The 13,311-nt window shown below is 51.8% G+C and carries 10 protein-coding genes; 5 read left to right on the top strand and 5 right to left on the bottom strand.

Annotation, left to right across the window (positions count from 1 at the left end):
- Positions 1 to 161 precede the first annotated feature (161 nt).
- A complete protein-coding gene (gene ilvA / locus A596_RS01815; RefSeq protein WP_268745673.1) occupies positions 162 to 1,796 on the bottom strand; it encodes a threonine ammonia-lyase, biosynthetic in 1,635 nt (544 codons plus the stop codon).
- A gap of 156 nt (positions 1,797 to 1,952) precedes the next feature.
- Here ilvA and rpiA point away from each other — a divergent pair, with 156 nt between their 5' ends.
- Both rpiA and A596_RS01805 read left to right on the top strand, forming a co-directional pair.
- Positions 1,953 to 2,627: a ribose-5-phosphate isomerase RpiA gene (gene rpiA / locus A596_RS01810; protein ID WP_039912312.1), complete on the top strand. Its 675-nt coding sequence runs from the start codon at positions 1,953 to 1,955 to the stop codon at positions 2,625 to 2,627.
- A gap of 107 nt (positions 2,628 to 2,734) precedes the next feature.
- Positions 2,735 to 4,354 carry a methyl-accepting chemotaxis protein gene (locus tag A596_RS01805; RefSeq protein ID WP_039912311.1) on the top strand — a complete coding sequence of 540 codons (1,620 nt, stop codon included), beginning with the start codon at positions 2,735 to 2,737 and terminating at the stop codon, positions 4,352 to 4,354.
- 102 nt (positions 4,355 to 4,456) lie between these two features.
- Here the strand turns inward: A596_RS01805 and A596_RS01800 are convergent, their stop codons facing one another.
- Both A596_RS01800 and A596_RS01795 read right to left on the bottom strand, forming a co-directional pair.
- A complete protein-coding gene (locus tag A596_RS01800; RefSeq protein ID WP_039912309.1) occupies positions 4,457 to 5,365 on the bottom strand; it encodes a choice-of-anchor A family protein in 909 nt (302 codons plus the stop codon).
- Positions 5,366 to 5,865: 500 nt separating this feature from the next.
- Positions 5,866 to 7,122, bottom strand: a complete 1,257-nt coding sequence (locus A596_RS01795; protein ID WP_039912307.1) for a glycoside hydrolase family 26 protein — start codon at positions 7,120 to 7,122, stop codon at positions 5,866 to 5,868.
- 165 nt (positions 7,123 to 7,287) lie between these two features.
- Between A596_RS01795 and A596_RS01790 the strand changes: the two genes are divergently transcribed.
- From A596_RS01790 to A596_RS01780, 3 genes are read left to right on the top strand one after another with little or no spacing between them, the layout of a single operon-like run.
- Positions 7,288 to 8,169 carry a DUF5672 family protein gene (locus A596_RS01790; protein WP_052417142.1) on the top strand — a complete coding sequence of 294 codons (882 nt, stop codon included), beginning with the start codon at positions 7,288 to 7,290 and terminating at the stop codon, positions 8,167 to 8,169.
- Positions 8,170 to 8,199: 30 nt separating this feature from the next.
- Entirely contained in the window at positions 8,200 to 8,940 is a 741-nt protein-coding gene (tsaA, locus tag A596_RS01785) for a tRNA (N6-threonylcarbamoyladenosine(37)-N6)-methyltransferase TrmO (protein WP_039912306.1), read from the top strand.
- Positions 8,941 to 8,948: 8 nt separating this feature from the next.
- Positions 8,949 to 9,680 (top strand): DUF4197 domain-containing protein, encoded by a 732-nt coding sequence (locus A596_RS01780; RefSeq protein ID WP_039912304.1) that lies wholly within the window; start codon positions 8,949 to 8,951, stop codon positions 9,678 to 9,680.
- 43 nt (positions 9,681 to 9,723) lie between these two features.
- Here the strand turns inward: A596_RS01780 and A596_RS01775 are convergent, their stop codons facing one another.
- Complete coding sequence (locus A596_RS01775) at positions 9,724 to 10,980, bottom strand: MFS transporter (protein ID WP_039912503.1); 1,257 nt, start codon at positions 10,978 to 10,980, stop codon at positions 9,724 to 9,726.
- A 128-nt stretch (positions 10,981 to 11,108) separates the two neighbouring features.
- Positions 11,109 to 12,971 (bottom strand): glycoside hydrolase family 9 protein, encoded by a 1,863-nt coding sequence (locus A596_RS01770; protein WP_039912302.1) that lies wholly within the window; start codon positions 12,969 to 12,971, stop codon positions 11,109 to 11,111.
- Between the last annotated feature and the right edge of the window lie 340 nt (positions 12,972 to 13,311).

Below are 13,311 nucleotides of genomic sequence, written 5' to 3'. Positions count from 1 at the left end.
AACGTTGTCCAGATTACACCAAAATCAACAGACCGCCAGTGTCTGAACATAAATTAACCCTGAGGATTAGAACGCAGGTTTAAGAATAGCCGCTGCAGTGCAAAATGCCGGGGAAAGAAAAAAGGGCGCCGAAGCGCCCTTTTCATTGGATCGCGAGGTTTTTAGCTCAAGAAAAACTTATACGCCTCGTTATTGGTTTCATCCCAGTAGGGATAATTCAGCTCGTTCAAAAACGCTTTTAATTCGGCGTATTCCTTTTTTGGAACTTGCATGCCTACCAGAACACGCGCGGACGCTGAACCGTGGTTGCGGTAGTGGAACAGGGAGATATTCCAGCGGCCCGCCACCTTGGTCAGGAAAGTCATCAACGCGCCCGGACGCTCCGGGAACTCGAAGCGATAGAGCACTTCGTCGGTGATTTGTGGGGCATGGCCGCCGACCAAATGGCGGATGTGCAATTTGGCCAACTCATTTTCGGTCATGTCGACCAAATCGTAACCCTGCGTTTTTAACTCGGCGACCAGATCCGCGCGATCATTACCGCCGGCGCCAACCTGTACGCCGACAAAAATCTTGGCGTTGGTCGGGTCCGCATAGCGGTAATTGAATTCGGTGATATTGCGCTTGCCGAGCGCTTTGCAAAATTCCTTATAAGCACCGGGGCGCTCGGGAATGGTCACCGCCAGAATCGCTTCGCGCTGCTCGCCAATTTCGGTGCGTTCGCTGATATAACGCAAACGGTCAAAATTGATGTTTGCACCGCAATCAATCGCCACCAGCGTTTGGCCGGTGATGCCGTATTTGGCTACGTATTTTTTCAAGCCAGCAACACTGGTTGCGCCGGCCGGTTCAGCGATGGACCGGGTGTCTTCAAAGATATCCTTGATACCCGCGCAAATCTCATCGGTCGTTACGGTGATGCATTCATCCACCACTTTGCGCAGGATGCGGAACGTTTCCTCGCCGATTTGGGCCACCGCAATACCATCGGCAAAAATGCCGACCTGCGGCAATACCACGCGTTTTTTCTTTTCCATAGCCGCCATCAAACACGCGGACTCATCGGATTCCACCGCGATAATTTTGGTTTCCGGACGCAGGTATTTCACATAGGCACCGATACCGGCCGCCAAGCCGCCACCGCCAACCGCGATAAAAATTGCATCGATCTTGCCCGGATACTGGCGCAGGATTTCCATCGCAATAGTCCCCTGGCCCGCGATAACTTCCGGGTCATCAAACGGGTGGATATAAGTCAGGCCTTTTTCTTCCACCAGTTTTTTAGCGTGGGCGGAGGCTTCATCGTAGTTATCACCGTGCAGTACGACTTTCGCACCGCGCGCTTTTACGGCATCAACTTTAATCGCCGGCGTTGTGCGCGGCATCACGATGGTGGCTTTGATGCCCAAATGCTGGGAGCCGAGCGCAACACCTTGCGCGTGGTTACCGGCCGAGGCGCAAATCACACCGCGATTGCGTTCCTCTTCGGTCAACTGCTGCAGCTTGTTGTAAGCGCCGCGCAGTTTGAACGAGAACACCGGTTGCAAGTCTTCACGCTTGAGCAACACGTTATTGCCGGTGCGCGCTGAGAGCAAACGCGCTTCATCAAGCGGGGTTTCTATCGCCAGATCGTAGATGCGGGCGTTGAGGATACGTTTTATGTAGGATTCAGGCATGGTGCTTCTTGCTTTTGCAGAGTGAAAAAAGTCGCCGCAGTGTAAACAATTTGGCCGCCGCTGGCACGGCGATATCCGTATAATGCGGCAAGTTTTTTGGCGATCCCGCCCGAATTTCACAAGTAGCCAGACGCAAGTGGTTCGGGGTTCGAGACTGTTGGAGACAGGGATGTCGGTGACAAGCCCCCATGGATGCTTTCCTTAATGGAAAGTACGGCGTATCCCGAACCCCAAACCGTTTGTGACTGGCGGGCTCACTATTAGCACGAGACCACTATGACCCAGGATCAACTCAAACAAGCCGTCGCGCGTGCCGCGATTGAATACATCAAACCCAAATTGTTCAGCGATTCGATTATCGGTGTGGGCACCGGTTCGACCGCGAATTTTTTTATCGATTACCTGGGCGAGATCAAATCCCTGTTTTCCGGGGCTGTTGCCAGTTCCGATGCGTCCGCCGAGCGTTTGAAAAAACTCGGGATTGACGTATTGGACTGTAACTCGGTCAGCGAGCTGGTGGTGTATGTGGACGGCGCCGATGAAAGCAATCCGTATCTGCACCTGATCAAAGGTGGCGGTGCAGCCCTGACGCGCGAGAAAATCGTGCGCGCCGTTTCAAAGGAATTTGTGTGCATCGCCGACGAAAGCAAGTGGGTTGATGTGCTGGGTAAATTCCCGCTGCCGGTGGAGGTGATCCCGATGGCGCGCTCTTACGTCGCCCGCGAACTGGTCAAGTTGGGCGGCGCACCGGTTTATCGCGATGGCGTTGTGACCGATAACGGCAACGTGATCCTGGATGTTTTCAATTTGCAGATTGTTGATCCGGTCGCGCTGGAAAATCGTATTAACCAGATAACTGGTGTAGTTACGAACGGTTTATTTGCAGCAAAACCGGCGGATGTTTTACTGCTCGGCACCAAAGACGGTGTAAAAACCCTGCTGCCACGCTAATTCCTTTTCCCAAAAAACGCGGCAGATAAATACACACTCCGCTGCGTTTTCTTTACCTATACTCAAAGAACCGTCCACTCTCCCCGGTTTTTTTTGAGGCATTTCCTATGTTTTCCTTTTCCAGTATCCAGGGCCGCCTGGTTGTCGCTGTCGGCGCTGGTGTGATTTTGTTCGTAATTATCAGCGGCATCGCCATTTCGCTGTTAAGCCGGACTATCACTGATTACAACCAACTGATTGCTGGCGCCGTCGCACAAGAGCGCAGCATTAACGCGATGAATTTCAAATTCAAAGTCCAGGTCCAGGAATGGAAAAACGTACTGTTGCGCGGTAAGGATCCGGTGAAACTCAACCAGCATTGGACGCAATTTGAAACCTTGCACAAAGAGATCCAGCAACAAGGTGCCGAACTGGACAGAACGCTGAGTGGAGTGAGCCACCAAAAAGTTGATGCCTTCCTCAAAGCCCACGAGCAGGCATTTGGCCGTTATAAAGCCGGGCTGGAAGCCTTTAAAAGTGCCGATTTTGATCCAACTGCCGGCGATAAAGCCGTAACCGGAATAGACCGCGAACCGAGCGCCTTGCTGGAAGAATCGGCGAAGCTGATTAGCGAAGCAGTAGCCAGGGATACCGAGCACAACCTCACCGTTAGCAGCAGCGTGTCCCTTTGGTCCAATGCATTGATTATCCTCGGCGCAATTTCAGTGGTGTTCCTGGTGCTGTTTATCTTGCGCAAAAGTTTGATTTTGCCGCTGGCACAAATTAATTCCCATCTATCCCTACTGGCTGAAGGCAACTTCCGCCAGCAATTGCGTTTTTCCGATTCCGGTGAGTTAGGGCGTTTGAGCACCAGTATCCAGCAAGTGCAGCAAAGCATCGTGGATGTGGTAACGGCAGTGCAAAATTCCATGAACAGCTTGAGCCAGGCATCGAATGCGATTACCCAGAGTTCATCATCATTGGCGACTTATGCCGATGACACCCATCACGCTACCGATCAGGTGTCGGCGGCTATCACCGAAATGAGTGCGACTGTGCAGGAAGTTGCAGGCAATGCCAGCGGCGCGGCGGATGCTGCACAATCGGCTGATAACAATGCGCGGCAAGGTTTGAGTGTGATGGACAATACGCTCGATGCGATAAACCAATTGAGCCATGAAGTAAACCACGTGGGCGCGGCCATGACGCAACTGGAGAGCGACACCTTGCGCATCGGCAGCGTGCTCGACGTAATCAAAAGTGTTGCCGAGCAAACCAACTTGCTCGCATTGAACGCCGCGATTGAAGCGGCGCGCGCTGGCGACCAGGGCCGTGGCTTTGCGGTGGTGGCCGATGAGGTTCGCTCGCTGGCGAAACGCACGCAGGATTCGACAGCGGAAATCCAGCAGATTATTGAAGCAGTGCAACAAGGCGCGACCAAAGCCATGACTGCGATGAAAGTCAGCCAGGAAAAAACCGGTGTTACCCTGGAGATGGCCGGGCAAGCAGGCCAGGCAATTAATCAAATTACCCAATCGATTTCAGCGATTTTGGGTATGAATATGCAAATTGCCACCGCCGCTGAGGAGCAGAGCTATACCGCCGAAGAGATCAATAAAAATATCGTGAAAGTGGTGGGATTAATCAGCAGTTTGAATCGCGATGCACAAAAATCTGCGCAAATCGCCCAACAATTGGATGGTACAGCGAAAGGGCTCGAAACCCAGATTGCGCATTTCGCTATTTAAAAAAGCAAAATATCAAACGAAAAAACCGGGCCAACTGAACTGCATTTCAAAAGTTACCCGGTTTTTTTACAACAAAAAATCAGCAATTTTTCGGTTGTGGTTTTACTTGGCGCGACGACGGAAACGGCCCAAACCAACCAGTCCCAAACCGCTCAACAACAATATCAATGCTGATGGCTCCGGAACTTCGGTTTCAGTTTCCGGAGGAGTCCAGAAGAAACCGTGGATTTCACGCAAGGTGGTGTTAGTGTATGACTTGGCGTAGAGCGAGCCATCAAAACCTGCTGCATCAAATACGTCTGCATTGGCTGCCAATACTGAACCCCTTACCGCCATGTAATTGAAATCAAGGCTGGTCGCGTCATAGAAATTCCACAAAGTGTTGGAATAATTCCAGCCGCCGTTGAGGTTGGTATTGATCACATCCACGTTACCGGACACGTTGATAATAACTTTAGTGGCAGAGCCCAACAGCAATTCAATGCCGGAATTCTGGAAGAAAATATCCGCGGCATTCAGATTAAAAATCGCCAAATCATCGCTACCGGTGTATTGCAGTTTGACCTGGTTGCCGCTGATGTTAGCAGTAGCGTTGCTGATCAAATTTTTGTAGCTGTTTGACAGGCTGCTTATCTCTCCTGCCAGCGCTGTTTTTTTCGCTGAAAGGTCCACACCGCCTGTGGTGCAGTTAGAACTACCTACACATTCGATCACAGTGCCAGCACTTTTAGTGTTATACACCGCCGTTTCACCACCCAAAATTTTCATTTGGCCGCTGACATTACCGGCGACTTCAAGACCGTCAAAGCTAACCGGGGTGTAGCCTTTATGGTTGAATTCGGATAACTCGGGCGAATGCAGGTTGCCGCCAACAAAAGTAGCGCCTTCGACGTGAACGGCACCGGAGAGGTTGCCGGTTAACACCAGGTTGTAATCCAGTACGCCGGCGCTGGCCGCCAGCGAACATACACTTAAACTGGATGCTGCGAGCAGCTTGGAATAAAAATTCATAAAGATCTCCTTGCTTGTAGTAATCGTCTTATTTTGCTTTTCGCTTAAAGCAGGAACCATGCCTGTTTGGATTTTTCGTTTAAGATCAATTATGCGTGCCATTTAATGAAAACCACATCACAAAAACCTGTCAATTTAGCCGACAGTCATAAAATGACAGCGATGGACATTATTTCATTGATAAAAATTATCAATGAAAAAAGCCCGATATTTGAAACCAAATAGCGGGCTTGAACGGCATATTAAAATCTTAAAAAAACATTCAGATTTTAATAACGGTTAAAACGAAAGCGTAAGCGTTCCAATTCACAACCACTTTGGTAGAACGCATTTGTACCGTCCTGTGGTGCCGAGAAGCCACCTGCCGGGTGAACGCATAATGCGGTCAGCTTATTTCTGGTATTACTGTCATTATTGATTTCTATTGGCAAATCCACGTGGCTGGTACAAGAAGAAAAGGAGCCTTCCGGCTCCTCCCATCAAATATTATTAATCGCGTTTTATTGATATAACGCTGGCAGTTCACTCTCAAACATCACCACCGGATTTTCAAAAAATGCTTTGAAATTCCCTGCAGTTGATTGACCTGTGTAAGGAGCATAAAACTGTTCGGTCTTTTCGCGCGCGGTATTGGCGTTGCGCCATACCAGAACGTAGGTAATTAATTGCGCGTCCGGGTCTGCCAATACCGGGCCAAGAATACGGTCGGTCCAAATGTTGGGAATTTTCAAACCGTTATTGCCGGTTTCAGTAAGCGCTGCAATTTTGTGGCGCACCTGGGCGATTTTGGAAATACCTTTCAACGCAGCAGTAAAATTGGCTTTTTGTTCATCGGCATTGGCAGTATTGGATTCGTGCCCCAAATCCCAATAGTTATCCAAACCTATTACATCTACATATTCATCGCCGGGATACCCGTAAAAATAATCGCTTTCAAATTTCGCCAGGTCGATGCGACTGCGATCCGGTGAGTAGGCGAAAATCAAATTGTGCTGGTTTTTTTCATCGCGCAAATATTTCACCGTGAATTGATACAGGCTGATGTAATCCTGTTCGCTGGCGTGGCCTTTGCCCCACCAGAACCAATCGCCGTTGTGTTCATGCCAGGGGCGAAAAATCACCGGGACCTGTTGCTGTTTGCCTTGCGCATCGGTAACTACTAATGCTTTATTGAATGCGACAAACGTATCCAGATATTTTTTAAGCTCTTCATGTTTTGCCCCACCGGGAACCAATTCGTGAACAGTGGGCGTTTTATCCCAGGAATTGCCACCGGACACCGGGCTGTACATATGCCAACTGATGGTGATGACGCCACCGCGGCTGAAACCGGCTTTGATCCATTCCTGCATTTGTTTGAAATTAACACCGTCCAGGTTTTTTTCATGGCCGAGTTCCAAACCGCCAATTTCCCACCCGTATACGGCGGGGTTGGAGCCGGTCACATCGCGGATATCGGAGCGATCAAGTTCACCTTCCCACTTAACGCCATAGGCGAGGCTGTCCTGGTGACCGAACAAAAAATGCTTGCCACGCAATGCCGCGAGGTTGTTGTACAGCGCAACTGTTGCCGGCGTCGCATCTTTATCAATCAACTTAAATGCATGATTGGCAGAGGTAGATTCAGTCGCTGTGACTGTTTCCCCGGTAACCTGGGGCGGCGTAGTTGATGAGGATTGTTGTTCGCAACCAATCAGCACAACAGTGGTCAATAACAGCGCCGTTAAAGGGCGCACTATCGAAATAAATCCAGACATGGAGACTCCTAAGAACCCGTTATTTTTTATGTAACCGTTTTCACAACAAACATACTAACAGTCAGAAGCCTAAACGCCCACGACGATCAGGTAAATAAGTGTTGATCGTCGGTATCGCGTTATCTATCTGACCACCTTTTACCGCATCACATGGATGATCAACCAATGAAGTCCCTTCCCCAGGTTACGCTGTTGGCCGTCGACACACGACGTCCAGACTTGGCCTTGCAAGCATTACTCCGCTGTTCCCAACAATTACTTTTTGCCGATATTTTATTACTGTGCCACCAGGAGTTTTGTGATTCACCACTGGCGCAAACCGCGATCCAACAAGGTATCCGCTGCATTGCCATTCCCCCGCTTGATTGCGCCAAAGGCTACTCCACGCTCATGCTGAAAGGGCTTTTACCCTACGTGCATACCAGCCATTTACTGGTTGCCCAATGGGATGGTTTTGTAGTCAACGCAGATCAATGGGACGACGGTTTTTTGCAGTGGGATTACATAGGCGCCCCCTGGCCCACGGGTAAACCGGGAAAACAAGTGGGCAATGGTGGCTTTTCATTGCGTTCACGCCGGTTATTGGAGGCGCTGGCAACCGTGGACATCGAGAATCCCCACCCCGAAGACAAAGTATTGGTGCACTACTGTACTGAACAATTGGCCAAAACCTGGCAACTGCGCATCGCACCGGTCGAGATTGCCCAGCGTTTCGCGTTTGAACGGGGTAATTGGCGAGCCCATATATTTGGCATCCACGGTTTATTTAACTTGTGGCGTTTAATGCCGCCACAGGAGTTGCTGCCATTATTGCGCGGGTTGGACACCTGTATTTTGAAAGGAAAAGATGGCAAGGATTTATGTAAGGCCCTGATTCAACAAGGCCGCTGGGATGAAGCAGAATTAATCATCCAGCGCCGCACCCGGTTTGATCGATTCAAAGCCAGTACCCATCGCTTGCGCTTACGTCTCTTGCTGCAACGCATCATCTACAAATGGCGATTTGGAAAAACCCGCTTCAGATCTGCGCCGGAAGTGTCAAAATAGCGCCCGACGATTTTTAACCGGGCCCGTTTGATGAACTTTACGTTCCCTGCCATTGGCATTGTGCACTCCTGCTTCAAAGAGAAATTTGGTATTCCCCGCCAGCCGGGGCTTGCCCCTTTGGCCGAAGCCGAGATTGAGATGCTGCCCCCTTTTGATGATATCAATGCGTTTGAGGGTCTGATCAACGGGTTCGATGGACAGCAGGGAGCAACCCATTTGTGGGTGCAATTTGTCTTTCATGCCAATAAACGCGAGGCGTGGAAAGCCAAAGTAAAACCACCACGATTGGGCGGCAATAAAACCCTCGGTGTGTTTGCAACGCGCTCGCCTACGCGCCCGGCGCCTATCGGTTTGTCTGTCGTGCGCCTGCGCGGGATTATTGAGCGCGACGGGAAAGTATTTGTGCATATCAGCGGGGTGGATTTACTGGAAGGAACACCGGTATTGGATATCAAACCCTATGTTCCCTATGTGGATTGCGTATTGGCAGCCGAGAATTCGTTTGCCCCGGCCCCCCCCGAACCGGTTGCGGTAAATATTCCCGCTGAACTCATGGCACAGTGCATCGCTTACTGGAAAAAAACCGGTACCGATCTCGCCGGTTTAATCACCCAGGTATTGCAGCAAGATCCCCGTCCACAGTACCAACAACCGGAACCGGAGCGGGTTTATGGGATGAAGCTGCTGGACCTGGATGTGCGCTGGCAATATCGCTGCGAAAATGACGCCTACTCTATTTACCTGACCCAATTATTATTCCAGCCTGATTAGGAGACTCCATGAAACTGGCGCGCACATGTTTTTTATTAATACCGATTAGCCTGGCCGGTGGCCTGGCAGCCTGCAACGCCACCCTGCCACAAATTGCCGAAACGGGTGCGACCGTCGCCGGTGCGGCGGGCTATAACAACCAGGCCCAGATGATCCGGGCAATCAAAGAGGCATTGGAACTCGGCAGCAATCGCGCCGCGACCGGGCTGTCCGCGCCGGGCGGTTATGCCAATAGCTCACTGTATCGCATCGAGTTGCCCGCCAACATACAACCACTCGCCAGCAAATTGCGCCAATTTGGTTTGGGTTCGCAGTTGGATAAAGTGGAAGCGCTAATGAATCAGGGCGCAGAAAAAGCGGCGGTGGAAGCCAGGGGCGTATTTGTCGATGCGGTGCGCAACATGAGCGTCACCGATGCGCTGGGGATTATTCGCGGCGGCAACACAGCCGCGACTGATTATTTCCGCGTCCAGACCGAGGCCAGCCTGCGCCAGCGTTACCAGCCGATTATCCAGCAAAACCTGGAACAAATCGGTTTTTACGCCCAGTACAAACAATTGCTTAACACCTACAACATGCTCCCACTCGCCAACAAACCCGGGCTGGACCTGGAACAACATGTCCTGGATATGGCGCTGGATGGTTTGTTCAAGCAGGTGGCGGTAGAGGAACAGCAGATCCGCAAAGATCCGGTAGGACGCGGCAGCCAGATTATCGGCGCGGTATTCGGGAAAAAATAAATCGGGAACAAAAGCGCGGTTAATGACTAACCGCGCTTAATGATCAGGAGGATACCCGGCTGTGACCACCCGCAGGAATACCGGCGCGGCGGGCATCAATGATCATCCAATAGAACATACCCAAGCCGGCAAACGACAGCATCATGCCCACCCAGCCGGTTGATGCGTAACCCAGGCCGGCGTCAATCGCGATCCCCCCTAAAAACGCACCCGCCGCATTGGCGAAATTGAACGCCGAATGATTCATGGCCGCAGCCATGGTTTGGGCTTTTCCGGCAACGTCCATCAAGCGAATTTGCACTGCCGGGCCAATCACCACCACAGTGCCTACACAAAATACCGCCACACAGGCAAGCCAAAGGTAAGGCGCAACCAGCGCAAACGCGGCGCAGACAATCATCGACCAGATCAGGCAACGCTTAATAGTGCCGAGCAAATCGCGATCCGCCATGCGCGAACCCACGATATTCCCCGTCACCATCCCGGCACCAAACAGCGCCAGTACAAAAGGCACCCCCATTTCGGTTAAACCGGCGAGGCTCATCAAGGTGGGTTTAACGTAAGAGAAAATCGAAAACAGGCCGCCAAAACCAATCGCACCGATTCCGAGCGTGATCCACACCTGGCGATTGGTGAACATGGACAGTTCATGGGCAATACGCACGCCGGTTTGTGGCGGTTCCTTAGGAACAAATTTCGCGACACAAATGGCCGACGCCAGCGCGATCAAGCCCACCAGAATAAACGCCGAGCGCCAACCCAGCCATTGCCCAAGGCCGGTGGCAGCCGGCACGCCGATCAATGTTGCAACTGATAGTCCCAACATCACATAGGCGACTGCGCGGGCGCGCATATTGGGTGGTGCCAGCGAGGCGGCAACCAATGAGGCGATCCCGAAAAAAGTGCCATGGGGAAATCCGCTCAGCAGGCGTAACACCAATAGCAATTCGTAATTGGGCGCCAGCGCACTGGCAATATTGGCCACCGCATACAACCCCATCATCACCACCAACATACGTGTGCGCGAACGCCCGGTACTGAGGATAGCCAGTAGCGGCGCGCCAATCACGACGCCCAATGCATAAGCACTGATGGCGTGACCGGCCTGGGGAATCGTAATTGAGAGAGAGGAAGAAATTTCGGGCAGCAGCCCCATGGAGATAAATTCGCCAACACCTATCGCAAAACTCCCTAATCCTATGGCTAACAGTGCGATATAAAATGCCGGGGAAGGTGCTTCGTTCGATACCACTGAAGACGATGACAAACCTTGAACCTCAAAAATGACGGGGTTATCCACAACAGACAACCGGCGGCGCCATTATACGGAGTCGATCCCTCCCCAGTAATATAAAAATTGACTATAAGACGAGTAAAAATACGTACTGGCGGCGAGCAATGGCCCGGAATTACCGGGCCATCAGAGAGCTAGTTCAAGGCTATCGCATAAATGTACCAGGCGGTATGTGGCAACCACTGTTCCGCCCAGCGCCAATCGATATCTTTACCGGTTTCCGCATAGCTGCGATTCAGGTCGATATCCCGTTCATTGTCCAGGCCACCGGTAATCCCGTTCACAATCCCGCCGGGCGCATTGGTGTATTGGAAAGTTGCGAAGAAATCGTACTGGACATTATTGCGCCCGGTACCTTCCAGCATTGAGGCATCAAACGGATTCAGCCCGATGATCCAGTTAAGCTGGTTCCAGGCGTAGGCTTCAAGTCTGGCTTTAAAAACAGCATCATCAGTATATTTTGCCGCCAGGCGTGCGGCGGCAGCCAGGGAGCCCAAGCGCGCATTTTCCCCCTGCCACCAGGGTGCGGTTTCAGTGTCGTGGGGATAGAAAAACGCGCTGCGCCGTTCGCCTTTGGTGTTCTGCACATACTGGCGGGCCAAGCCAAATGGATTGTTTACTTCAGCGGCCAGGGCCAACTCAAACTCCAGATGCTTACGCACCGCCGCCAGCAAGGTTTTCTGCTCTTTCTTGCTCGCCAGCGGGTAATAGTTCATCAGGCTCACCACCGGGAAACCCGCTTCTGCCGCATGGAAGAAAGGCCGGTTTTTATCGTCGGCGCGCCAGTAGTTGCGATAGTGTTTATCGCCCGTCAAACGCTTCACCAACGCGTTCGCCCGCGCACTGGCAGCTTTACGGTATTCTTCCTTGCCCGTTGTTTTCAGCAGCTCGGTCGCCGCAGTCAAGGCAGTGTAGTCATCGACAATATTGTTGATACCGTCATTGGTCAGCTTCAGGTTATTAGCCTGCAAAAAACGGAAGGCATCTTCGGCGGCTTGCAGGTATTGCGCCTGCGTGTAGTCGCCCGATGATTCCTGCCGTGCGGCAGCGGCTAACGACGCAATTGCCACCCCGCCACCCTCGCGGAAACTGGTTTCATAGAGGTGCCCCTCCATCATTTCGTGCATCTTGCCGGAGCCGTGTTTCCAGTCGGAATCTTTGGTTTCCTTTAAGGCGAACGCTTTCATCGGCGGCATCAGGCGGCGATCTTCCGGTGCCTTTTTGGGGCCGTTGCCACCCACACTGCGATAGAAGGAGCCGCCCGGGACATGGACGCGCACCAGGTAATCCGCACCAAACATCGCTTCATCCAACAATCGACGGCGATATTGACTGAAGTTTTCATCCTTCTTTTCAGTCAGGGCTTCGTACACCAGCAGCAGGTTAAGTGGCACCAGCGATAACTGCTGGGGATTGAAATACGTGGAAAAAGACAAGTGCGACAAATGTTTGCCGTAGTCGCCAGTGGCGTCATACCAGCCGCCGTGGGCGTCGACTTTGGGTTTTTCCGGATGTTCGGCGAAGCTTATCTGGCTATCGGCCTTATCCAGCAAACCGGATGAGCGCTGGCCTTTGAAGTAATAGAGCACATCGGAAAGGGTATTGCGCTCCAGCAACTGGCGCTGGATCACAAAGGGGTAGGACTCCAGCCAGCCATTATCCTGCTGGCAGCGAATGCGATAATTGCCCTCGGCAGTCACCTGGCTGAATTCCCAGGTCCAGAAATACCAGTCGCGCCATTGGTCTACCTTACCGACCGTGACGGGCTTGGCAGTATGCAGGAGCGCACCGGTTTTGGTATCCAGCAACTGGCACTGTTCAAATTTATCGCCCTCGTGCCCTTTGATAACCGCTTGCTTCCACGCCTGGGTGTCATATCCCAGATGGTTGGTAAGTATCACCAAATCACTTGCGGTAACACTGCTTGCAGCACATAAACCGGTGAGCCCCAGTGCGCCAAGGGCACTGCGGGAATAACGAAAAAAATGGCGGAACATTCCGTCCTCCTATTGAGAGGTGATAGGTGAAATGTTCTCCAGGATATTGGTAATAGTGGTGTTTCTTATGCCGTTATATTTTTGGGTCATTCCGGGGCCGGATGTTTTTGTAAAGCCACAGGCAGCGGATCGGCTATTCCATACTAGGCGATAGGCCTGCCAAATACTGTTCGCAGGAAGTAAAGATTTATCAAGTCTGGCGCCCTGCCAGCGCCGGCCTTTGTGGTATGATGCGCGCCTTTTCAGCCCGCCGATGCTTCTGATCCGGCCCATTTCGTCTCCCGTTTGATGCCATTGCTCCCGGAGACGCTGCTGCCAGTTTTCAAACTTTAGGAGTTGT

This window comes from Cellvibrio mixtus subsp. mixtus J3-8 (assembly GCF_000766945.1).
Taxonomy (GTDB): domain Bacteria; phylum Pseudomonadota; class Gammaproteobacteria; order Pseudomonadales; family Cellvibrionaceae; genus Cellvibrio; species Cellvibrio mixtus_A.
This window is presented reverse-complemented; position numbering and strand designations above follow the sequence as displayed.

Coding starts and splice junctions, on each gene's coding strand:
- rpiA (WP_039912312.1), top strand. CDS start 1,953: ATGACCCAGGATCAACTCAAACAAGCCGTCGCGCGTGCCGCGATTGAA.
- A596_RS01805 (WP_039912311.1), top strand. CDS start 2,735: ATGTTTTCCTTTTCCAGTATCCAGGGCCGCCTGGTTGTCGCTGTCGGC.
- A596_RS01800 (WP_039912309.1), bottom strand. CDS start 5,365: ATGAATTTTTATTCCAAGCTGCTCGCAGCATCCAGTTTAAGTGTATGT.
- A596_RS01795 (WP_039912307.1), bottom strand. CDS start 7,122: ATGTCTGGATTTATTTCGATAGTGCGCCCTTTAACGGCGCTGTTATTG.
- A596_RS01790 (WP_052417142.1), top strand. CDS start 7,288: ATGAAGTCCCTTCCCCAGGTTACGCTGTTGGCCGTCGACACACGACGT.
- tsaA (WP_039912306.1), top strand. CDS start 8,200: ATGAACTTTACGTTCCCTGCCATTGGCATTGTGCACTCCTGCTTCAAA.
- A596_RS01780 (WP_039912304.1), top strand. CDS start 8,949: ATGAAACTGGCGCGCACATGTTTTTTATTAATACCGATTAGCCTGGCC.
- A596_RS01770 (WP_039912302.1), bottom strand. CDS start 12,971: ATGTTCCGCCATTTTTTTCGTTATTCCCGCAGTGCCCTTGGCGCACTG.